Consider the following 22,928-nt stretch of genomic DNA (forward strand, 5'->3'; position numbering starts at 1 on the left):
GAGTTGGGCACAAAAGCCAATAATAGAGCGATAAATAGTTAAATTTTGCTGGGCTTTGATTGCCATTTTCTTTATTTTAGTGCAGTATACACGCTGTAAGTATATAATCACACATAATAAACTTTATAAATTTGGTACATCACTGAGAGACCTATGGCAAAAGAAGATCATATAGAAATGGCTGGTACGGTTATTGATACCTTACCCAACACCATGTTTCGTGTTGAATTAGAAAATGGACATGTTATCACTGCTCACATTTCTGGTCGTATGCGTAAGAATTACATTAGAATTTTGACTGGCGATAAAGTTAAGGTCGAATTAACACCTTATGACTTAACTAAAGGCCGCATTATATTCCGCGATAAAAACTAAGTAACAACTTATTTAAAAAATCCCTTCTTTAACAGTAGCCTGAGATACGGCAAAACGTAACTCGGGTTTTACTTTTATAGTGATTCCTAAAATTATCGCACTATAGCCTGGGTCATGGCTTGCGCCTTAACCCAGGCTACAGAAATTAGAAACTATAAAGCTTCAAATATTGCAGCAGCGCCCATGCCTGTACCTATACACATGGTTACCATACCATATCGCCCTTTAGTTCTTCTTAATCCATGCAATAAAGTAGCTGTTCTTATTGCACCTGTAGCACCTAAAGGATGGCCTAAAGCAATTGCTCCTCCTAAAGGATTCACCTTGGTTCGAGGAAGATCAAGCTCTTTGATTACCGCCAAAGCTTGAGCGGCAAACGCCTCATTAAGTTCTATCCAATCCAGTTGCTCTAAAGTAATACCTGCTCGCTTTAAAGCAATAGGAATTGCCTCGATAGGACCAATTCCCATAATTTCAGGAGGGACACCAGCTACAGCATAACTTAGTAATCGCCCAATTGGTTTTAAATCATATTGATGTAAGGCCTGTTCACTGGCTAAAAGAGCAATACCAGCACCATCACTGGTCTGTGAACTGTTTCCTGCCGTTACTGTTCCTTTTGTTGCAAAAACGGGTTTTAATTTAGAAATAACATCATATGAAGTATCAGCTCTCGGTCCTTCATCATCATTCACCCATTGATTTTTTATTATTGCTGTATCAGTTCCTAAATCAGCCTGTCGTATGGTAATTTCTACCGGACTGATTTCAGCTTTAAAGTCACCACGTTGCTGTGCTGCTACCGCTTTTTTATGGCTTTCAGCAGCAAATTCATCTTGCTGCTCTCGAGAAATTTGCCAGCGCTTTGCAACATTCTCAGCTGTAATGCCCATCCCATATGCAATTGCAACATCTTCATTATTGAAGATAACAGGATTTGCTGTGTATTTATTTCCGCCTAAAGGTACCATAGACATGCTTTCAACACCGCCCGCAAGAGCCAAATGCATATCACCACTGCGTATAGACCCTGCAGCGGTAGCAATACTTTGTACTCCAGATGAACAAAAGCGATTGATTGTCATTGCAGGAATAGACTGAGGTAGATCAGCAAGTAATGATGCAATACGTGCCACATTCATACCTTGCTCAGCCTCAGGCATAGCACATCCTATTACAATATCCCCTATTTGTTGATGATCCACTGATGGATTGCGCTTCATTAAATCTCTGATCACATGAGCCAATAAATCATCTGGTAATGTATTTTTAAATACACCACGTGGTGCTTTACCTACTGGAGTACGTAATGCGTCAACTATATATACATTAGTCATTTCAAATCTCCCTTAGTTGCGTAATGGCTTGCCAGTTTCAAGTAAATGACTAATCCGCGCTTGGGTTAATGGTGTTGCGGCAAGAGTTAAAAAGGCTTCACGCTCTAACTTAAGCATCCAACTCTCATCAACAAACGTATTTTGATTGAGGTTACCACCGCACAGTACGGTTGCTAACTCCGTAGCAATGAAATAATCATGCTGAGAAATAAATCCTCCCTCCAACCAATTAACCAAACCGGCTTGCAATCGAGCTTTACCTTCTATACCTGCAACTTGAAACTGTTTCTTTAAAGGAGGTTGGTAGTTCTCTGCATGCATGAAATTTACCTTAGCCAATGCTACATAGAGTACTTCATCAGCATTCATGACATAGCTGTCCATACTTCGCAAATACCCCATTTGCTTTGCCTCGATCGCGGAACCTGCAACTTGCGCTGTTGCAATTTGTTGGTAGTAGCTTTGAATTATTGTCATTAAATCGCCTTTAGGTGACAGATTTGCCGCCCGCATTGCCATTTCCTTACATCCACCTCCTGCTGGTATTACTCCAACACCAAATTCAACAAGACCTGGGTAGGCTTCAAAAGCAGATGCCACAGCATCACAATGCATCATTAACTCACAACCACCGCCAAGAGCGCGTCCTCTTACTGCTGCAACTGTTGGAATAGAACTGTATTTCAAACGTAAAGCGACGCGTTGAAATTGTGCGATCATAGCGTCCAAAGCCTGCATTTTGTTTTCCTTAATTAAATTAAGGACACCGCGTAAATCAGCACCTGAACAGAAATTATTCGCATCTTGTTGATAAATAATTAACCCACGACATTGCTTCTCTGCAATTTCTACAGCAGCTTCCAGTCCATCAAGAACTGACTGTCCCACAGTATTCGCTTTGCTTTTGAAATTCACTACAGCGACATCATCTTGTAAATGCCATAAACGGACACCCTCATTTTCATAAATCACAGGTGTAGGATGCACTGACTCTTTAATGACTCGATCAGTGAAGAATTGACGTTGATAAACTGGCAATTGACTTCGAGGTTGATAATCATTCATCTGAGGAGAATAAGCTCCCTGTTCAGTATAGAATGCATTGATTTCAAAAAGCCATCCAGGCAGTTGAGCCGAACTAAGAGATGATTGTTCCTTTATTGCTTGATTAATGTATTGAGCCATGGTTGCCAAATCAGCTAATTGCCACGTTTCAAATGGTCCTTGTGCCCAGCCAAACCCCCAGCGAATTGCCAAATCAACGTCTCTGACATTATCGGCAATTGTCTCAAGATGATACGCGCAGTAGTGAAATAAATCCTTGAAGCAGGCTGCTAAGAACTGTGCTTGCTTGTTATTGGAAGTCATTAGATTTTGCATGCGCGTAGCAGGATCAGGATTACCCATAATCGCTTTTAACTCATCGCTGACAACCGGTTGAGCTAGACGATAATGTGCTGATTTAACATCATATACTTCAATAATCTTGCCATTCTTTCTATAAATCCCTTGGCCTGTTTTCTGCCCTAAATGCCCATCCTTAATTAGATTAGTGAGCCATTCGGGTAGTTTAAAACTGTGATGCCATGGATCATTTTGTAACTGTTGTTGCATTGTATAGATTACATGCTGCATAGTGTCTAGACCAACAACGTCCATGGTGCGAAAAGTGGCAGATTTTGGTCTTCCTAACAAAGGACCAGTTAATGCATCAACTTCATCCAATCCCATATCCATGGCAAAAGCATGGTGCAATGTAGCTAAGAGAGAAAATACACCAATGCGATTAGCAATAAAATTAGGCGTATCTTTGGCACGCACAACTCCTTTACCTAAATAACGAGTTAGCCAAGCCTCCAGATTATCTACTAATTCCTTATTAGTTGTTTTAGCAGGAATAAGTTCAGCAAGATGCATGTAACGTGGAGGATTAAAAAAATGAACGCCACAAAAATTTTTTCTATGTGCCTCAGGTAAAACTGAACATAATGAATTAATACTCAAACCGGAGGTATTACTCACCAAAATAGAATGTTCTGTTAAAAATGGGGAAATACGCTTGTATAAATCTTCTTTCCAGTCCAAGCGCTCAGCAATTGCTTCAATAACTAAATCGCATGAAGTCAAATCAGCAAGATGTTGATCATAATTTCGCGATTGTAACAATGTTGCAGTTTGGGCTGTCGCAAGAGGAGCAGGTTTTAGCTTTCCTAAATTAGCTATTGCCTTATCAATCAACGCATTAGCATTTCCTTCTTTAGATGCCAAATCATAGAGTAACGTTTCTATACCAGCATTAACACAGTGCGCTGCAATTTGCGCGCCCATAACACCAGCTCCCAGAACTGCGACTTTTTTTATAAAAAAAGATCCCTGCATTCTTTTTTCCTCGTTAAAGTAGCCTGGGTGAAGCGAAGCATAACCCGGGTTCATGGAACATGATAATTACCTGGGTTATGCTTCGCTTCACCCAGGTTATACTTGCTACTTAAATCAAGCCAAATCAAACCGAATACCTTGAGCTAACGGTAATTCATTTCCCCAATTTATTGTATTGGTCTGTCGACGCATATACGCTTTCCAAGAATCAGAACCAGACTCGCGCCCACCTCCTGTTTCTTTTTCTCCACCAAATGCTCCGCCAATTTCAGCACCTGAAGTACCGATATTAATATTAGCTATACCGCAATCACTTCCCCAGGCACTTAAAAAGTGTTCTGCATTTTTTAAATTTTGGGTAAACATAGCAGAAGACAATCCTTGTGGTACATGATTTTGTAAAGCAATTGCTTCATCGATTGTCTGAAAAGACATAACATATAAAATCGGTGCAAATGTTTCCTCTTGAACAATCTCCCAATGATTTTTTACATCACACACTAACGTAGGTTCCACAAAGAAGCCTGGTCTATGCACTGGTTCACCACCAAATATAATTCGACCACCCGCTTCTTTAATGCGAGCTATTGCACGATTAAATTGTTCAACAGCTTGTTTATCAATCAGTGGGCCCATTAAATTTTTCTTATCTAAAGGATCACCAATTGTTATTTGCTCATAGGCAAAACGTAAACGCTCAACAACATAATCGTACTTGGAGTGATGAATAAATAAACGTCGCGTAGAAGTGCATCGTTGACCCGCCGTGCCTACTGCCCCAAAAACAATAGCCGGAATTGCTAAATGAAGATCAGCAGTCTCATCGACAATAATTGCGTTATTACCACCTAATTCTAGAATAGTCTTACCTAATCGAGCAGCAACTTTAGCTGCAACCTCTTTACCTACTGCTGTTGAACCTGTAAATGAAATTAGTGGTATTCGTTTATCATTTACCATTGCCTCAACCACATCGTGACTCTCTGGAATAACTAAACTGAATATTTCCGGACAACCATTTGCTCTTAATACATCATTGCAAATATGCTGAACAGCTACAGCGCATAGAGGAGTCTTTGCTGATGGCTTCCACAATGTCACATTTCCACAGATAGCAGCCAGAAAAGCATTCCAGGACCAAACAGCAACCGGAAAGTTAAACGCAGAAATAACGCCAACAATACCGTATGGGTGCCACTGTTCATACATTCTATGTTGTGGACGTTCAGAATGCATGGAATTACCATATAACATCCGTGATTGACCTACTGCGAAATCAGCTATATCAATCATTTCCTGGACTTCACCGTCCCCTTCTTGTTTGGACTTACCCATTTCTAAGGAAACTAAACTACCTAACGCATCTTTATGATCACGTAATGCTTGACCAATCTGTCTGATGATCTCCCCTCTTTTAGGAGCAGGAACTTTTCTCCATTCATGGGCAGCAAATTCAGCACGGGTCATTATCTCTTCGTAATCACTCATAGTGCACGTTGCTATTTCTGCAAGCTTTTCACTATTGGCTGGATTATAAGAGATTAACTTATGCTCATGAATTCCACTTTGCCAACCTTGCCCACTAAAGGCTCCAGGATTAACTGCATGAATTTTCAAGCGTTTTAATATATCCATTAATTATCTCCATAGTAACCCGGGTACAATAAGACAGAACCCGGGAACAATAACCACAATACTCTCAGGTTATGCGTAATAGCGGCCAAAACGATTTTCCAGCACCGCAGACAAATGGAATTTTTCTTGTAGAACTAATCCCTTATATTCATTTTCTTGTCCGAGCACCAAATCAACTACTGAGCAAACACCAGAAGCGGTACTTATTTGAATTGCTGACCATTCCAGGCCACAAATTTCTTCCGGATAAATCTTCTTCACATAATTTTTTTCTGTCAGCTCACCTCGTTTCATTCCTTCAACAGAAACATAAACAATCACCAGATCTTGGTAAGTTTTAGGAATCGCATTTTCCAGAATACGTTTTAACGTAGGCCTATCTTGGTTTAATCGCAAGTCATTCATTAATAAACGCATCTTTGAGCAATGGCCAGGATAACGCATTGTTTTATAATTCATGGTTTGTACTTTGCCAGCGTGCATCTCGGCCAAACTTCCTAGTCCGCCAGAGGTATTAAACGCTTCATACTCGCACCCGTCGATTTGAATGGTTTCTAATCCTTCTAAAGGTGCCAAGGTTACTGCTTTTCCATATTTAATTGCATAACATGGATTGCCATACTCATTGATTACTCCATCAGTGGACCAGGTTAATGAATATTGCAGTGCGTTGTTTGCATTTTGTGGAAGAGCTCCTACACGTAATTTCACATGATGACACTCTTCAAACTCCTGCATGAGGCTATTTGCAGCAATGCTTATAAATCCAGGAGCTAATCCGCATTGAGGAACAAACGCCGTTTCTGCATCAAGCGCTATCGCTTTTACTGCTTCGGTAACGGCTGTATCTTCCGTAAGATCAAAGTAATGTGCTTTGGCAGCTTTTGCAGCTTCAGCAACATAAGTATTTAAAAAATATGGAAGACTAGAAATAACAGCCACGATATCATTCTTTTCCATATATGCTTGAGTTGACTGTTTATCTTGAACATCTAATGCGACTGTTTTAATTTTGGGTACTGCTTCCAACAGTCTTTTAACATCCGATCCATTAAAATCAATATCAACTAAATGGATCTGGTAAGAACCGCTTTCTGATAATAAACAAGCGATTAAGCTACCAATTTTCCCTGCACCAGTAATCATTACATTATACATTTAATCCCTCTCCCATTATAAAACGCAATCATCCTACACAAAATCTTGGGAGTTGAATAGTATTCCCTAAACTATATCCAAACAAATAACAATTTTTAAGAATCGTGTTATTTCATTTTTTGATGCATAATGTTTAAAAAGGACTATAGTAAAAAAATCTTGAATTCTCAAAGGGAGTTGTCATGAATAAATCAAAAAGGAAGTCTCCAAAATCCAACCATAAAACTCAAGACTCCTTATTAACCGAATCAGAAAAAACTGACTATGAAGGACTGAATTTCGATAAACTATTCCACACTACAATCAGCCAATTTTGCAACTGGTTATCACCAGGAGCGCTGATGATGTCTTTTGCAGACTGGCTAATTTATTTGCTTTTTTCTCCGGCACAACGAATTGATTTAAACAAAAATGCACTCAAAAAACTGGGGCAGTTACTATTATACATTCAACAACAAAGCCAGGGTAAATGCGAACCTTGTATCGAAGTCCGCCAAACCGATCATCGTTTCAAAAATGAATCTTGGTCTCAATTTCCATTCAATATATACAGTCAATCTTTTTTATTAACTGAAGAATGGTGGGATAATGCAACAACTCAACTTCGAGGAGTTTCCAAGCATCATGAGAATATTGTTAATTTTGTAACACGCCAAATTTTGGACATTTTTGCTCCGTCGAATATTCCCGGAATGAATCCAGAAATCATTGCTACCGCAATAAATGAACAGGGCATGAATTTTATCAAAGGATGGAATAATTTTATTGATGACATCAACCGATATCTGAATAACAAACCGCCAGCAGGTAGTGAGCAATATAAGGTAGGAACGAACTTAGCAGTAACACCTGGTAAAGTTATTTATAGAAATCATTTAATAGAACTTATCCAATATGAACCAACAACAGCAACAGTTCATCCTGAACCGATCTTAATCATTCCAGCTTGGATTATGAAGTACTACATACTCGATCTATCGCCTAATAACTCCATGGTGAAATTTTTAGTGGATAGAGGACACACTGTATTTATGATTTCCTGGAAAAATCCAACCTCTGAAGATAGAGACTTAGATTTTTCCGATTACGCAATACATGGAGTGATGGATGCATTAAAAGCAATTAATCAAATTATTCCGGAAGAAAAAATTCATACGGTTGGTTATTGTATCGGAGGCACTTTATTAACTATGGTTGCTGCAAAAATGGCAGCTAGTAATGACGACCGATTAAAAACGATGACTTTGTTTGCAGCACAAACCGATTTTCAGGATGCGGGCGAACTGCAATTATTTATTGATGAAAACCAACTCACTTACATTGAAGATATCATGTGGGAAAAAGGTTATTTGGAAGGTTCGCAGATGGCTGGTGCGTTTAGCATGTTAAGGTCAATAGATCTCATTTGGTCTCGTGTAGTTTATGATTATTTATTAGGTAAACGACAGAAAGTAAGTGACTTAATGGCATGGGATTACGATACTACTAGAATGCCGTACAAAATGCATAGCGAGTATCTACGTCGTTTGTTTTTAAATAATGACTTAGTTGAAGGACGTTTTAAAATTCTTAATGATAATATTAATCTTGCTGACATCACCGTGCCAATTTTTTCAGTAAGTACTATCAAAGATCATATAGCACCTTGGAAATCCGTTTATAAAATTCATTACTTCACAGATAGTGATATTACCTTTGTATTGACTAATGCAGGACATAACACAGGGATTATTAATGAACCGGGAAATCCTGGGCGCAGTTATCAAATGCTCACTCATAAATTAGATGATAAACATTTAGCACCTGAAGTTTGGTTAGAGAGAGCCCCGCATTTTAAAGATTCCTGGTGGCCAGCTTGGGAAAAATGGCTTAAAGAGCATTCCGGTACAAAAAAGAAACCACCAGCTCTAGGTAATCCTCAAAAGGATTTAAGACCGATTTGTGATGCACCTGGAACTTATGTTCTGAAAAAATAATAGAGTAAATTCTAGCTGGGTTAAAGCGAGGCGGAAACCAGAAAATATATGCTACATTACCCCTGGTTTCTGCTCCGTTTCCGCCAAGCTACAACAGGTGACAAGATTAAAATATTCCACTAATTCTTGACCTGAATAACGGACTCAATTATCTTATCATTTTATAATTTTTTAACAGCCATGAAGCAAACTGCTTTAGCCAATTCTATTCCATTAAATTCTTCAATGCATCTTGGCTATGTTAAATATTTCTTTGTATTTATAGCAGGCCTGCTTGCGCCTTTTGGTTTTGCCCCATTTCATATACCAGGATTGACCTTATTAAGTTTGGCATTTCTCTATTCGAGCCTGCAAAATTGCTCCATAAAGCAAGGCTTTTATCTAGGTTTTCTTTATGGAACCGGCTATTTCGGTTTTGGAGTTTCCTGGGTCATAGTCAGTATTCATGACTATGGGCAGCTCAATTATTTCTTTGCAGGGTTAGTAACTTTAATTTTCATTACATATCTTTCACTCTTCCCTGCCCTGGTTGCTTATCTGTATAAATCACTTGAACTAAACAATCGAAAACTGCTGTCCTTAACTCTATTCTGCGTTTTATGGTGTTTAAGTGAATATTGTCGTGCTACTTTATTTACCGGATTTCCCTGGTTACTAGTAGGTACCATCCTCATTGATACCCCAATTAAATACATCGCGCCTATTTTAGGCGTCTATGGACTAAGTTTGGTATGCACCTTTATTTCTACATTACTCACTTTAGCTGTTTCACAAAATTCTCAAAAACGTTATCACTATCTAATCGTAATTGTATTAATTATTATAAGTCCAATGTTGTGCAAAAATATTTCATGGTCTCATATCAAAAAAGAACCCGTGAGTATTGGCGCTATACAAGCGAATTTATCAATGCGCGATAAATGGGATGAAACTTTATTTTGGAATTTATTAAAGTACTATGAGAATGCAATTAATAAGCTCTTGGGAAAACAATTAATTATTTTGCCGGAGTCAGCCATACCACTTCCTGCAAGTTATTTGGATAAATATTTGCAAAAATTGAACAATAAGGCACTGAAAGCCAACAGCGCACTTATGGTAGGCATTTTACAGCCAACAGATGATAACGAAACGAATTATTACAATTCAGTAATTACGCTTGGGCAAGCTAAAGGAAAAAAACTTAAGCGTCAACTTGTTCCCTTCGGAGAGTACATTCCCAAACCCCTTGTTGCAATTAATCATTGGCTGAATTTACCCGAACCCAATTTATTACCAGGAAGAAGAAAACAGTCTCTAATTCGCATTGAAAATCATCCAATAGCAAGTCTTATTTGTTATGAGATTGCCTATCCGAACATTTTACGTGAACAAATGCCCAAAGCCCAATGGATCGTTTCAATTAGCGATAATGGCTGGTTTGGACACTCATTGGCTAGTTATCAACAATTACAAATGGCTCAAATACTTTCTTTGCTTACCGGTCGATATCAAGTAGTCGTCAATAACGATGGCTTATCGTCAGTAATTGATTCAAATGGGGATATAGTAGAAAGTCTTCCTCCATTTAGCTCAGGACTACTACAAAGTAATATATTTCCAGCAGAAGGTTTTACTCCTTGGATTATTTGGCATGAGTATCCATCTCTAATTTTTTGTTCAGTTTTTCTTATTTTTATACTATTTATTCAACTTCGTCGCTTATTCCAGCAATAATCTATTGCTGGCAGAGACAAGAGGAGTTATCCTTAGCGATTTAGAGTCACTTAAAAATTCGGACTATGGATAATACCTATATACCACAAGAAGTTGAGGAACAAGCTCAACAGTATTGGCATAAAAAACAATCATTTAATGTTTCAGAAGATTTAAACAGAGAGAAATTTTATTGCTTATCCATGTTCCCCTACCCGAGTGGAACATTGCACATGGGGCATGTTCGTAACTACACTATTGGCGACGTTATTGCTCGTTATCAGCGTGCATTGGGTAAAAATGTTCTGCAACCGATAGGATGGGATGCATTTGGTTTACCTGCTGAAAATGCAGCCATCAAAAATGGAATCCCCCCTGCTGAATGGACTAAAAAAAACATAGAGTCCATGAAAAAGCAGTTTTTACGTCTTGGGAATGCCTATGATTGGCGACGTGAAATTTGTACTTGCACACCTGAATATTATCGATGGGAACAATGGTTTTTTATTCGTCTATTTGAAAAAGGTTTAGTTTACAAGAAAAACGCTGTAGTAAATTGGGATCCAGTAGATCAAACCGTTTTAGCCAATGAACAAGTTGTTGATGGACGCGGTTGGCGATCGGGTGCACTTGTCGAGCGAAAAGAAATTTCACAATGGTTTATTAAAATTACAGCTTATGCTGATGAACTGCTCAGCTCTCTTGATACATTGGATGAATGGCCTGCACAAGTAAAACAAATGCAGCGCAATTGGATAGGTCGCTCCACTGGGACAGAGATTCATTTTAACGTCACTAATTATCCTAAACGCCTAAAAATCTATACTACTCGTCCTGATACTTTAATGGGTGCAACCTATCTTGCAGTCGCAACAGATCACCCTATCGCCAAAGAGGCAGCAACAACTCGTAAAGAAGTCAAAGAGTTCATCGATAGCTGCCAGGGCACTAAAATGGCTGAAGCAGAACTTGCTACCATGGAAAAACGAGGTGTGGACACAGGTATGACCGCAATCCATCCCATAACTGGTGAAGAACTACCAATATGGGTGGCAAATTTTGTACTCATGCAATACGGTTCTGGCGCAGTAATGTCAGTTCCAGCACATGATCAAAGAGATTGGGAATTTGCACAAAAATATCAATTACCTATAAAAGAAGTCATACATCCTACAAATGGAACAAAACATGATCTAAGCAAATCTGCTTATACTGGGGAAGGAACATTGATTCATTCTGGTCAGTTTGATGGATTAAGCTCTTCTCAGGCAGTTGAGACCATAACTGCTTTCCTTGAGGAACATGATACAGGAAAAGCAACAATCAACTATAGATTGCGTGATTGGGGTGTATCAAGACAAAGATACTGGGGTACCCCTATTCCCATGATTTTATGCGAACAATGCGGTACCGTTCCAGTTCCAGATGAAGATCTTCCTGTTGTTTTACCAGAAAATGTAACATTTACAGGTACAGGCTCACCACTTGCTCAATGCCCAGAATTCGTGAATGTAAGTTGCCCCAAGTGCGGCCAAGATGCCTCTCGTGAAACAGATACTTTTGATACGTTTGTTGAATCGTCCTGGTATTATGCGCGTTTTGCATGTAAAGGCCAGGAAAATGCCATGCTTGATGACCGAGCGAAATATTGGACTCCTGTAGATCAATATGTTGGTGGTATTGAACATGCTGTGATGCATTTACTTTATGCTCGGTTTTTTCACAAGTTAATGCGAGATGAAGGCTTAGTTAATTCAGATGAACCATTTAAGGCGCTGTTAACTCAAGGAATGGTTTTAAAAGATGGGCATAAAATGTCTAAATCTGTGGGTAATGTCGTCGACCCCAACCATCTGATTGACACCTATGGTGCGGATACAGCACGTTTATTCGTTATGTTTGCTGCGCCTCCAGAGCAATCGTTGGAATGGTCAGATGCTGCTGTAGAAGGTGCGCATCGTTTTCTAAAACGAATTTGGACCTTTGCCTATCAGCATCAAAATATGTTTATTGAAGTCAATGATATCATTCTAAGTGGCAATGGACATGTTAATTGGCAGCAAGCAGAAAGCCGTTTAAAGAAATCACGCCATGTTGTGCATCAAATTCTCGCACAAGCAACTCATGATTATGATCGTAATCAATTCAATACCGTTGTTTCAGGTTGTATGAAGCTATTTAATGAACTATCCAGTTACTCCATAGAAACTGAAGAAGATAAGTTCTTTATTCATTCAAGCATGAGTATACTGTTGCGATTGCTGGCTCCTATAACGCCTCATATTACACATCATATATGGCAACAATTAGGTTTTGAAAAAGCAATTATTGATGCTAATTGGCCAAGAGTAGATAAAGGCGCCCTAAAAACCGATGAGGTAGATTACGTAGTTCAGGTTAATGGAAAACTGCGAGCTCAATTTACCGCTGGTGTGGATACAGCAGAAGAGCTATTAATTGCTACAGCAAAAGAACATGTAAAAGATTTTCTGGCCGATAAAACAGTCAAAAAAGCTATCGTTGTTGCACACAGGCAATTAATTAACTTGGTTGTTAGCTAATGAAATTCAATTACTCTGATATGTCTAATGTTCCGCATCGGCTTCATGGACAGCCTGCGGGACGGTCACAATATCAATTTGTGACGTTACGTTGTATGTTGCCTATGCTACTGATGTTGTTGCTTTCAGCTTGTGGCTTTCATCTACGTGGCATTAGTAATGTACCTAATTGGCTTAATAACGTAGCCATTATTTCTGAAAATAATGACAAACAGTTTGTCTCGATATTGCAATCCCGACTTGAGGGATCCAAAATTGATGTGAATCCTGATCCCGCTCAAGCCAAGTATTGGCTTATTATTGACGAAGTGAATTTAAATCAACAAATTATCAGTATTGGTGCAAGTACAAATCCTAGACAGTATACGATAACATTGACTGTATCATTCGTATTGAAAGCTCGCTCAGGTCAAATTTCAGATACACCAGAACAAATAAATGTTTCTAGAGAGCTTACACTAAATAATGACCGAATTTTAGGTTCTAAAGATGAAGAAAGCATTTTAATTGGAGAAATGAAGCAAGATGCGGTAACCCAAATAATTTATCGACTTAGCCATCTACAAAAACCTCCACTTAGCTAAGAAAGGGAGTGTCTTGAGTAAGGAAAAAGCTACACGTACACATTACACACTCAAGTTAAAATGATCATGCAAATCAGACAACAAATGCTTGCCCAGCAAATACAAAAAAAGATTGCACCGCTCTATATGATTATCGGGCAAGATAATTACTTGTTGGAAGATTCGTTAGCTACCATAAAATCAACCATTAAAAAGAATTATAATTGTGATGAAAAAATTATATCCATTCAGTCAGCAGAAGATTGGAATGGAGTCAAAGAAGAGGCAAACAGTTATTCTTTATTTTCGGAGATTGTATTTTTAAATATTTTTTATGATAAGAAGTCAATTGATGCCACCGGAAAGAAAATTTTAACTGAATACCTCAACTCGATTAATTCACGTTGCTTTATCGCTATTAGAGCACCCAATGTACCCGCAAAACAATTGCAATGGTTATCTTCTCACGAACATGTCGTGCTTATCCTGGCTTATCCACTTAATTCAGAAGCAGTAAAAAGCTGGATAGCCATGCAGTTAAAGAAAAACTCTATGAATTATGATCCTCAGGTTCCCGATTTAATTCATCAATACACTCAGGGAAATATGTTAGCTTGTTCCCAAGTCATTGAAAAAATTGCCTTGTCCAGTATCCCCAATTGCAAAATTGAGACACAACATGTACTGGAACACTTATCCGATCAATGTGACCATGATCTATTTGAATTAGTAGATGCTTGCTTGCTTGGTCAAGGTGACAAAGCAATTCAGATTTTACGACATGCCGCCAATAACAAAACAGAGGCAACTTTAGTCTTATGGTTACTAAGCCAAGAAATAAGATTAATCATGCAGCTGACTTATTTAATAGAACAAAAAATTGATATTCAAAGTGCTTGCAGCCAATTAAAGATTTGGCCTCAACGCATCAATCTCTATAAGGCATGTTGTAATCGCCTCAATAAAACCATGTTGCAACAGCTCCATCGATACTGCTATTTAATCGATGAACGAATTAAATCCACCAACCAATCTACTCAGGTATGGAGCTCCCTCGAAAACACTACTCTTTCACTTTGTTTAGGTAAATTAATAGGTGATACATGCATAGCATAGCTATTTTTGGTGGTACATTTGATCCCATACATAATGGCCACTTGCAAGCCAGTATCACCATACAGAACTATTTTAAATTTGATTCCTATATTTTTCTCCCTTGCAAAATACCAACTATAAAACCACCATCTCTGGCTAATAATGCTCAAAGAATAGAGATGATAAACCTGGCAATAAAAGATATACCAGACTTTAAGCTTGATTTACGCGAGATAAAACGTGATACCCCATCATATATGGTTGAAACTTTGCTGAGTTTCAGGTTGGAATATCCTAATGCATCCATAACATTAATTATCGGGCATGATGCTTTTCTATCATTACCTCATTGGTATCAATGGGAGAAAATCATTACGCTGGCTAATTTGTTAGTCATCAATAGAGTTGAGTTTGCTGATCAGCCTACCCCAGAGATCATGCGAAAATTTTTGAAAAAACATCAAAGTAAAAGCAAAAAGGAACTTCTGAGGACTCAAGCTGGAATCGTTTTTCTATTTGATGCAGGTCATTATGAAATTTCTTCTACTTCTATTCGGGAAGAAATAAAAAAGGGAGCTGAAGTTAAAAACAAGCTCCCCTACGCAATCTATGAATACATCAAGTCTCAGGAATTATATCGATAAGTTTAAATGACTCGTTTACTGATACAGTCTGTTTTGCTTTATTAATTAGTCCAGGTAAATATCCAGAAACCCAACTGATAACAGGTAACAGCTGATTATAAACTCTAGAACTTTGAACATATTGCTGATAAGGAATAGAAGTCATACTGAGCACTGCGAAAATAAGCGATAGAATAAAAACACCACGAGCAAAGCCAAAACCACCGCCTAAAACTTTGTCCATAGCACCTAGGCCACTTCCCTTTAAAAACAGACCTAATATTGCATTAGCGATACCGCCAGCGATTAAAACGCCAAGCACAACACCAATAAAGCCAATTATTGAAAGAATTGATTGATCTTGTATATAAGGTTGCAGCCAAGGATTCAGACTGTTTGAATAGTTGTACCCGGCCCAAACAGCTAAGATCCATACTCCTAAAGCAATAAACTCTTTAATGAACCCTCTTAATAAGCCAGTAATAGTGGATAAACCAATAACGATTATTAAAATTATATCAACCCATTGAAATTGCATGATTAGCTAACTCCGGTATTGACTATGAAACCATTCAACTGCATGGCGCTTGCTAATTGAACTTTTAATTTCATTACATCATTTTTAACAGGTGAGTGTCCGGCATAAACTTTATAAATCGAACCTTGTCTTCCAGTAATTTTGACGTAATTTGCCTTATACCCCTTGCTACGTAATTTACTTACCAAAGCTTGAGCATTAGCCAATCGTGAAAAAGAAGCCAATTGAACAGCATAAATACTCTGTTTGCGCAATGAACCTCTGTTATTTGCTTGAGCAACTGTCGGTTTTTTAATCGTTGCAATATTTACTTTTGCAGCCGGTCTAACTGGTTTAGCTTGTATAGCTGGTTTAGCTGGTTTAGATACAGTTGCTACATTTATTTGTTTTTTAACAACATTTTTAGCAGCATTACTTAAAGCTAACTCAATTGGTTTAGCTACTTCGTCTACCTTAGGTACAGAAGTTGCTTTAGCAACAGAAACAGCTGCATCATCAGCTACTTGAATAGATTGAATGAAGTCTTCTTTACCAAGGTCTGATCCCTTATGCTCTGCAGCAGGAGGAATTTGAACCTTAGCCACTTTTATAGTTTCAAACATTTCCTTTTCATCAGTCATCACTACATTAGGGCTAGTTGGTTTAGGAGGTAACTGTACATTTACACTGAAATTATTTTCAAGGCGCTGGCTTGATTTTTTCATCATTGCGGGCAGAAAAATTGCTCCTAATGATAAAACAACAGCCACACCAACCAAACGATGTTTTAGCTTTTCATCAATTACTAATTTCATTGAATCTCCTATTAGCCATTACATGACTCACAGTAAAAAAAGACCCATAAACAACAATTAAGTCACCAGGTTTAGCTTGTTTCAACGCTGTTTCAAAAGCTATAAGCGGGCTATTATAACAAATTTCCACAGGAATTTCTGCATTCTTAAAGAATGTGAGCAATAAATCCTCACTAGCAGCACGTTTGTTATGCAATTGTGCCGGATACCAATGATCAATACAATCCTTTAATGGCATAATAAGCCCTAAAATATCTTTATCCTTCAATGCTGAAAATACAGCATGAACTTTTGCTTTTTTCATCGTGCGTAACGTATTTGCGAGCAATTTTGCCGATTGAGAATTATGAGATACATCAAATATAGTGCTCACTGTATCTTTATGCAATTGCAAGCGACCAGGAATAAAAATACGTTGCATAGCAATTTGAAAATGGTTATGCGTCACAGGTAAATAATGTGCCAGTAAAAGACAAGCAGTAATTGCAGCAGCCGCTGATTTTAGCTGAATAGAAGGTTTCGGTAGCCCATAAATTGAAGAAAGCTTAAGCTGATTGTTGTAATGGAGATTCCAGGTAGAATCTTGCTCTTGAATTGAAAATTCTTGTCCCCAAAAATAAGTAGGAACAACAAGTTGTTTTGCTGTATCTGTGACTGACGTGGGGGGATGGACATCCGCGTAAATAAACGGTTTACCGGAACGAAGGATGCCCGCTTTCTCATATCCAATTGCTTCAAGCGTATTACCCAGGTAATCCTGATGGTCAAAATCTATGGTAGTAATAATGGATAGTTCTGCATCAACGATGTTCGTAGCATCTAAACGCCCCCCTAACCCAACTTCTAGAATAATGACGTCCAATTGCATTTTTCTGAAATGCCACAATGCTGCCAAGGTAGTCATTTCAAAATAAGTTAATATGGTTTCTCCTCGAATTTCTTCAATAATACTAAAGGCCTGACACAAGTCCTCATCAGAAATAGGAGTTAGATTGACGCGAATGCGTTCGTTAAAATGCATAAGATGTGGTGACGTATAAGCACCTACTTTATATCCGGCAACATGATAAATTGTTTCAAGGGCAGTAACTGTTGATCCTTTTCCATTAGTACCACCTACAGTAATAACGGGGCAACCTGGAAGTTGCAGAGATAATTTTTTTGCAACTTCCATAATACGTGTTAAGCCAAGCTGTATTTCATGAGTAGTTCTAGTTTCCAAATCGTGTAGCCACTCATCAACGGACCTCTTTCGAAACGCTACCATAGATAAAGATTACTCCATTGTTACAGTATTCAGACTCTCATATGACATTGCACATACTTCAGTCGTGTATCCTCGCACTTCTCTCTATAGCATGCTTCGTGGACGGTTTAATACGAGACTGCTTTGGCAATTGAATCCCCTGCTCCCTTGCGTGTCAATTTAGATATCAACTCAGAAACAACTGGACGGATATCTTTTCGTTCCAGAATCATGTCAATATGGCCATGTTCTAACAAAAACTCACTCCGTTGAAATCCCTCGGGTAAGGTCTGCCTTACAGTTTGCTCAATAACTCTTGGACCAGCAAAGCCAATTAAGGCATTAGGTTCAGCAATAATCACATCACCAAGACTTGCAAAACTCGCAGAAACTCCACCCATAGTCGGATCAGTCAGAACCACTATAAAAGGCAAACCGATTTCAGCAAACTGGGCAAGAGCGGCTGACGTCTTTGCCATTTGCATTAAGGAAAAAAGTCCTTCTTGCATACGTGCGCCACCGCTGGCAGTAAAACAAATATATGGTCTTTGCTCTTTTGTCGCTACTTCAATTGCACGAACAAATTTCTCTCCGACAGTAGCGCCCATGGAACCACCCATAAAATTGAACTCAAAGGAGCCAACAACTACAGGTTGTTGTAATAACGTCCCTTTTACAATGATCAAAGCTTCTTTCTCGCCAGTTGCTTTTTGAGCTTGCACGATTCTGTCTTTATATTTTTTTGAATCTCTAAACTTTAATCGATCTTGGGGCTCTAGTGATGCAGCAATTTCTTCCTGGCCTCCCTCATCAAGAAATTGCTTAATTCGGACTCGTGCAGATATTCTGTGGTGAAAGTTACAGGATGGACAAACCATTAAATTTCTTTCTAATTCTGTACTATAAAGAACTTCATTACACCCTGAACATTTCAGCCATAAACCTTCGGGAACTCCTTTTTTTTGAGAAGAGTCCGTACTGACTCGTGAAGGTAATAGTTTTTTAAACCAACTCATAATTGGAACCTAAGATTATAAAATCATAATATTATACACAGAAAAAAATATTCTTAAATGCACATTGACTTGGATCGAGATTTTTCTCAGAACCCGAGGTGGAACACTATTTCAAAATCCAGCCCCGAATTTCTCTAGGATGCACCCAGGCTTGTATCTTGAATCTGTAAGTATTGCATTTCTCATTTTGGCAATAAGAAACCACAATTTAGGTCCTTCAGCATGAAAAAACAAATTGAACAAAAAATACAACACTCTCATTTTAATAAATAAATTCTCTCTTTTTTTGAAAAATAGCATGCATAAACCTAAAGTTTTTCGTAGTGCGTCCGATAACTTTTATGCGTACGGTAAATTCGCCATTAAAAAGGAATTTACCAATTTACAAATGTCCCAAACCAGGGATTTAGGTCTGAGGAGACTATAACTATGGCTCAAATTATTAATACCAACGTACCGTCGCTAGTTGCTCAACGTAACTTGTCCAAATCAAGTAACGCTATGGCTACTGCGATTCAAAGGTTATCATCTGGTTTAAAAATTAATAGTGCTAAAGATGATGCTGCAGGATTAGCAATTGCAACAAATATGACATCTCAAATTCGCGGTATGGATCAAGCTGTAAAAAATGCTAATGATGGTATTTCACTGGCACAAGTTGCTGAAGGTGCGATGCAAGAATCGACGAATCTTTTACAACGTATGAGAGAGTTGGCGCTTCAATCTGCGAACGGAACCTACAGCCAAGGCAACCGTCAATCATTACAAAATGAAGTAAATAATCTTCTAAGTGAAATGGACCATATTGCTTTAAGTACGCAATTTAATGGTCAAAGCATTTTGAATGGATCTTATACCAATGCTTCTCTTCAAATTGGTTCAAATGCTGGTGAAACTCTTTCGTTTTCGATAAACAGTATTGCATCTTCGACAATAGGTAGCATTGCTTATCAACAAGGTAGCACAGTAACAGGTAATGCTGCTGCTGATATTACTGTTGCTCTTGGTACCAGCTCAGCAATCAGCATTAGCTCTTCTGCAAACTATGTAGGCACAGCAACCGGCCAAGACAGTTCATCTGCATATGCCAAAGCGGCAGCGATTAATGCAGCAGGTGTTCCTGGTTTAACAGTAACGGCATCAACTAGTGGTAGTGCAACTGTTGGAGCTATCGGTGGAACCGCAGCTGATACTTATAACTTGAACATTAATGGTGTTGATATATTTACCAACCAGGACGTATCCACTGCAATGACCAATACCGACCTTCTGGATGCAATCAATGCGGTAAGTAGTCAAACCGGAGTAGTGGCTTCACTAAATGGTGGTAGCATGACTTTAACTGCGGCCGATGGAAGAAACATTGCAGTAACTGAAAGTGGTACCGGATTTACTGCTGGTACTGATGGACTCACAGTTGCAGCCGGTTCATTTGCTTCTACCTTACGTGGAAAGCTCACCATGAGTGCGGCTCAAACCATTACTTTGGGTGGAACTGTAGCTGATATTGGCTTATCAAGCACAATCAGCCTGGATACCAATGGGGTCAATAGCATTGACATTACAACTCAATCTGGTGCAGAACAAGCTATACTGAGAATTAGCTCTGCTTTAGATAGCGTTACCAATAACAGAGCTGCATTAGGTGCTTTGCAAAACCGACTTGATGCTACGGTAGCTAACCTGCAAAACGTATCTGATAATATGTCTGCTGCGCGCAGCCGTATTCAAGATACTGATTATGCAGCAGAAATGGCGAGTTTAACTAAAAACCAAATCCTGCAACAAGCAGGAACAGCAATGTTGGCCCAAGCAAATGCAATGCCACAATCTGTTCTTTCCTTGTTAGGATAGTTGTAAAGGTAAAAAACCGAAATGCGGCGCTTGCCGCTTTTCGGCTTATTTATGTCCCAATGATTAAGGGTACCAATCAAGGGAAAGGAGTTAAAAAATGACTATGGAATCGATACCTCCAGCAAACAATAAATTGCTACAAACAGATTCAGTCAAACTAAATGATAAAAACATTAAACCTGTGACAAAATGCGCCACATCAGCTTTGAATCTAGATATAGATACAAAGCAAGCCATAGATCACACCACCGGCCTTTTGCAAACTATAGTCACCGAAAAAATCTCAGACAAAATAATCCGCAAAATACCCTCCGACGAGTATTTGCATTTACTAAACTTGCTTGATGGGATTATTAGTGGTTCTATAGACAAACATGTTTAATGCAATTTATGGATAAAACGTAATTTCATTGAAATTACGAGAACAAATAAGGGAATATTATGGGCCTATCAACTCCAGGCATTGGGTCAGGTTTGGATATTAAAGCAATGGTCGAAAGCATGGTGAAAGCCGATCTCATGCCTCTACAATTGCGACATGATAAAAAGCTTAACTCCGTTACTACCGAATTATCTGCTTTTGGGCAACTAAAAAGTGCCATGTCCAGCTTTCAAACAACACTCGATTCCCTATCTCATGCCAGTGAGTTTAATAAAATGAATTGCTTGCTCAGCGAAACTGGATATGTTTCTGCTTCTCTTACCGGACAAGCAATTGAAGGCCTATATCAAATTAAAGTGAACCAATTGGCCCAGTCACAAAGCCTTGTAAGTAACTACTTCACTAGCAACAGTTCTTCAATAGGTAGTGGTAGCATCACTATAAATTTTGGTACATACAGTAATAATAATTCAACGTTTACACAAAATACTGATGTGTCTCCAGTAACAATTAACATCAATTCAGGAAATGACAGCCTTACTGCAGTTTGCGATGCAATTAATGCTGCAAATGCTGGTGTTACAGCATCAATTGTACAAGACAGCATCGGTTCAAGATTGACCCTCACCTCATCGCAAACAGGTGAAAAATACGCAATGCAAATTACAGGTAGTCTAGCTGCTTTGAATTATGATCCCACAACGAATAATGCCTCACTAACTCAAACTATGGCTGCTCAAAACAGCCAAGTGCAAATTAATGGCTTGCTTCTGAGTGAAAGTAATAATCAATTTAAAAATGCGATTACTGGAGTCACTCTCGACTTACAACAGGCCGATCCTGCAACTACAGTCACCCTAACAGTAAAAAAGGATGTAGAACATCTAAAAGGTTTAATTAATGATTTCGTCAAAAAATACAATGATTTTCTTAATTTCATCACCACTTTAACTGGTTTCGATATGGAAACTAGAAAAAGAGGTGTTTTGCAAGGCGACGATAAGTTAAGGGCATTAAAAACAAACTTATATAACCTGGCCACTAACCCATTAACTACTGTTGGCTCAATTAAAAGTCTTGCTGACTTGGGGATTACCAGCGATAAACATGGATTATTAGAAATTGATCCCGAATTGTTTGACGATGCGATTAATAATAATTATCAAGATATCAGCAATTTATTTGCAAAAAAAATAACTGCCACTGATCCAAATATTAAAATTAACTCCGTTGATACTGAAGTTGCTGCAGGAGCATATAACGTTATTTTAAACGAATATACTCCTGGAGTGAGTATGGCTGGTAGCATAGGAGGCATTTTAGCCACCTCAACAGATGGAATTACTCTAAATGGCACTGGTGACTTTAATACATTATCGATTGATGTAATTTCAGGACTCGTTGGGAATCGAGGGCAAATTATTGTCAGTGATGGATTAGCCTCAATGATTGATAGTTATTTAGAGTCACTGGTGGATGAAGATGGCGAAATTGCTGAAAGAATCGATCGTTTAAATACTCAAGCAAAACAATTGGACGAAATGCAAGAGCGCATAAACGAGCGCAGCATCACTCTTGAACAAAGATACTATAGACAATGGAATGCCGTAGATCTCTTAATCTCACAGATGCAAAACACCAGCAATACGCTTACTCAAATTTTGTCGAATCTACCGAAATTCAAAACCAAATGATTGGAGT

General features: G+C 38.5%; 18 protein-coding genes. 10 read left to right on the forward strand and 8 right to left on the reverse strand.

The annotated features are described in order from the left end of the window. Positions 1 to 153: 153 nt before the first annotated feature. Positions 154 to 375 carry a translation initiation factor IF-1 gene (gene infA, locus DGG96_RS07875; RefSeq protein WP_019233117.1) on the forward strand — a complete coding sequence of 74 codons (222 nt, stop codon included), beginning with the start codon at positions 154 to 156 and terminating at the stop codon, positions 373 to 375. A gap of 152 nt (positions 376 to 527) precedes the next feature. Here infA and DGG96_RS07880 read toward each other — a convergent pair whose 3' ends face one another. The 4 genes from DGG96_RS07880 to DGG96_RS07895 form a co-directional block, all read right to left on the reverse strand. Next, positions 528 to 1,712 carry an acetyl-CoA C-acyltransferase gene (locus DGG96_RS07880; protein WP_110142188.1) on the reverse strand — a complete coding sequence of 395 codons (1,185 nt, stop codon included), beginning with the start codon at positions 1,710 to 1,712 and terminating at the stop codon, positions 528 to 530. A 12-nt stretch (positions 1,713 to 1,724) separates the two neighbouring features. Beyond that, entirely contained in the window at positions 1,725 to 4,091 is a 2,367-nt protein-coding gene (locus DGG96_RS07885) for a 3-hydroxyacyl-CoA dehydrogenase/enoyl-CoA hydratase family protein (protein WP_110142189.1), read from the reverse strand. A gap of 114 nt (positions 4,092 to 4,205) precedes the next feature. Then, positions 4,206 to 5,726, reverse strand: a complete 1,521-nt coding sequence (gene amaB, locus DGG96_RS07890; protein ID WP_110142190.1) for an L-piperidine-6-carboxylate dehydrogenase — start codon at positions 5,724 to 5,726, stop codon at positions 4,206 to 4,208. Positions 5,727 to 5,795: 69 nt separating this feature from the next. Then, complete coding sequence (locus tag DGG96_RS07895; RefSeq protein WP_110142191.1) at positions 5,796 to 6,884, reverse strand: saccharopine dehydrogenase family protein; 1,089 nt, start codon at positions 6,882 to 6,884, stop codon at positions 5,796 to 5,798. A 182-nt stretch (positions 6,885 to 7,066) separates the two neighbouring features. On the opposite strand from DGG96_RS07895, the gene DGG96_RS07900 reads away from it, so the two are divergent. The 6 genes from DGG96_RS07900 (at position 7,067) to nadD (ending at position 15,418) form a co-directional block, all read left to right on the forward strand. Continuing rightward, positions 7,067 to 8,860: a PHA/PHB synthase family protein gene (locus DGG96_RS07900; protein WP_110142192.1), complete on the forward strand. Its 1,794-nt coding sequence runs from the start codon at positions 7,067 to 7,069 to the stop codon at positions 8,858 to 8,860. Between the two features lie 180 nt (positions 8,861 to 9,040). Continuing rightward, entirely contained in the window at positions 9,041 to 10,576 is a 1,536-nt protein-coding gene (gene lnt / locus DGG96_RS07905) for an apolipoprotein N-acyltransferase (protein ID WP_110142193.1), read from the forward strand. Between the two features lie 65 nt (positions 10,577 to 10,641). After that, positions 10,642 to 13,116, forward strand: a complete 2,475-nt coding sequence (gene leuS, locus DGG96_RS07910; protein ID WP_110142194.1) for a leucine--tRNA ligase — start codon at positions 10,642 to 10,644, stop codon at positions 13,114 to 13,116. Next, positions 13,116 to 13,700 carry an LPS-assembly lipoprotein LptE gene (locus DGG96_RS07915; RefSeq protein WP_110142195.1) on the forward strand — a complete coding sequence of 195 codons (585 nt, stop codon included), beginning with the start codon at positions 13,116 to 13,118 and terminating at the stop codon, positions 13,698 to 13,700. Before leuS ends, DGG96_RS07915 begins: the two co-directional genes overlap by 1 nt. Before the next feature lie 66 nt (positions 13,701 to 13,766). Then, positions 13,767 to 14,795 (forward strand): DNA polymerase III subunit delta, encoded by a 1,029-nt coding sequence (holA, locus tag DGG96_RS07920; RefSeq protein ID WP_110142216.1) that lies wholly within the window; start codon positions 13,767 to 13,769, stop codon positions 14,793 to 14,795. Continuing rightward, positions 14,783 to 15,418 (forward strand): nicotinate-nucleotide adenylyltransferase, encoded by a 636-nt coding sequence (gene nadD / locus DGG96_RS07925; RefSeq protein WP_110142196.1) that lies wholly within the window; start codon positions 14,783 to 14,785, stop codon positions 15,416 to 15,418. The genes holA and nadD overlap by 13 nt, the downstream gene beginning before the upstream one ends. Here nadD and DGG96_RS07930 read toward each other — a convergent pair. The 4 genes from DGG96_RS07930 to accD all read right to left on the reverse strand — a co-directional run bounded on the left by DGG96_RS07930 (position 15,393) and on the right by accD (position 18,991). Next, a complete protein-coding gene (locus tag DGG96_RS07930; RefSeq protein ID WP_110142197.1) occupies positions 15,393 to 15,935 on the reverse strand; it encodes a CvpA family protein in 543 nt (180 codons plus the stop codon). The genes nadD and DGG96_RS07930 overlap by 26 nt on opposite strands. 2 nt (positions 15,936 to 15,937) lie before the next feature. Then, positions 15,938 to 16,729 (reverse strand): SPOR domain-containing protein, encoded by a 792-nt coding sequence (locus DGG96_RS07935; RefSeq protein ID WP_110142198.1) that lies wholly within the window; start codon positions 16,727 to 16,729, stop codon positions 15,938 to 15,940. After that, a complete protein-coding gene (folC, locus tag DGG96_RS07940; RefSeq protein ID WP_110142199.1) occupies positions 16,713 to 17,996 on the reverse strand; it encodes a bifunctional tetrahydrofolate synthase/dihydrofolate synthase in 1,284 nt (427 codons plus the stop codon). The genes DGG96_RS07935 and folC overlap by 17 nt, the downstream gene beginning before the upstream one ends. 107 nt (positions 17,997 to 18,103) lie before the next feature. Then, entirely contained in the window at positions 18,104 to 18,991 is an 888-nt protein-coding gene (accD, locus tag DGG96_RS07945; RefSeq protein ID WP_110142200.1) for an acetyl-CoA carboxylase, carboxyltransferase subunit beta, read from the reverse strand. Positions 18,992 to 19,420: 429 nt separating this feature from the next. Between accD and DGG96_RS07955 the strand changes: the two genes are divergently transcribed. The 3 genes from DGG96_RS07955 to fliD all read left to right on the forward strand — a co-directional run bounded on the left by DGG96_RS07955 (position 19,421) and on the right by fliD (position 22,921). Next, positions 19,421 to 20,845 carry a flagellin N-terminal helical domain-containing protein gene (locus tag DGG96_RS07955; protein ID WP_110142202.1) on the forward strand — a complete coding sequence of 475 codons (1,425 nt, stop codon included), beginning with the start codon at positions 19,421 to 19,423 and terminating at the stop codon, positions 20,843 to 20,845. 97 nt (positions 20,846 to 20,942) lie between these two features. Beyond that, complete coding sequence (locus tag DGG96_RS07960) at positions 20,943 to 21,227, forward strand: FlaG family protein (protein WP_110142203.1); 285 nt, start codon at positions 20,943 to 20,945, stop codon at positions 21,225 to 21,227. A gap of 59 nt (positions 21,228 to 21,286) precedes the next feature. Beyond that, entirely contained in the window at positions 21,287 to 22,921 is a 1,635-nt protein-coding gene (gene fliD, locus DGG96_RS07965) for a flagellar filament capping protein FliD (RefSeq protein ID WP_110142204.1), read from the forward strand. Positions 22,922 to 22,928: the final 7 nt, after the last annotated feature.

It is taken from the genome of Legionella qingyii (assembly GCF_003184185.1).

Bases quoted from the DNA above. Each gene is read 5' to 3' on its own strand.
- amaB (WP_110142190.1), bottom strand. From the start codon at position 5,726: ATGGATATATTAAAACGCTTGAAAATTCATGCAGTTAATCCTGGAGCC.
- DGG96_RS07900 (WP_110142192.1), top strand. From the start codon at position 7,067: ATGAATAAATCAAAAAGGAAGTCTCCAAAATCCAACCATAAAACTCAA.
- holA (WP_110142216.1), top strand. From the start codon at position 13,767: ATGCAAATCAGACAACAAATGCTTGCCCAGCAAATACAAAAAAAGATT.
- DGG96_RS07885 (WP_110142189.1), bottom strand. From the start codon at position 4,091: ATGCAGGGATCTTTTTTTATAAAAAAAGTCGCAGTTCTGGGAGCTGGT.
- leuS (WP_110142194.1), top strand. From the start codon at position 10,642: ATGGATAATACCTATATACCACAAGAAGTTGAGGAACAAGCTCAACAG.
- DGG96_RS07935 (WP_110142198.1), bottom strand. From the start codon at position 16,729: ATGAAATTAGTAATTGATGAAAAGCTAAAACATCGTTTGGTTGGTGTG.
- nadD (WP_110142196.1), top strand. From the start codon at position 14,783: ATGCATAGCATAGCTATTTTTGGTGGTACATTTGATCCCATACATAAT.
- lnt (WP_110142193.1), top strand. From the start codon at position 9,041: ATGAAGCAAACTGCTTTAGCCAATTCTATTCCATTAAATTCTTCAATG.
- DGG96_RS07960 (WP_110142203.1), top strand. From the start codon at position 20,943: ATGACTATGGAATCGATACCTCCAGCAAACAATAAATTGCTACAAACA.
- infA (WP_019233117.1), top strand. From the start codon at position 154: ATGGCAAAAGAAGATCATATAGAAATGGCTGGTACGGTTATTGATACC.
- DGG96_RS07880 (WP_110142188.1), bottom strand. From the start codon at position 1,712: ATGACTAATGTATATATAGTTGACGCATTACGTACTCCAGTAGGTAAA.
- DGG96_RS07930 (WP_110142197.1), bottom strand. From the start codon at position 15,935: ATGCAATTTCAATGGGTTGATATAATTTTAATAATCGTTATTGGTTTA.
- DGG96_RS07955 (WP_110142202.1), top strand. From the start codon at position 19,421: ATGGCTCAAATTATTAATACCAACGTACCGTCGCTAGTTGCTCAACGT.
- folC (WP_110142199.1), bottom strand. From the start codon at position 17,996: ATGGTAGCGTTTCGAAAGAGGTCCGTTGATGAGTGGCTACACGATTTG.
- DGG96_RS07915 (WP_110142195.1), top strand. From the start codon at position 13,116: ATGAAATTCAATTACTCTGATATGTCTAATGTTCCGCATCGGCTTCAT.
- fliD (WP_110142204.1), top strand. From the start codon at position 21,287: ATGGGCCTATCAACTCCAGGCATTGGGTCAGGTTTGGATATTAAAGCA.
- DGG96_RS07895 (WP_110142191.1), bottom strand. From the start codon at position 6,884: ATGTATAATGTAATGATTACTGGTGCAGGGAAAATTGGTAGCTTAATC.
- accD (WP_110142200.1), bottom strand. From the start codon at position 18,991: ATGAGTTGGTTTAAAAAACTATTACCTTCACGAGTCAGTACGGACTCT.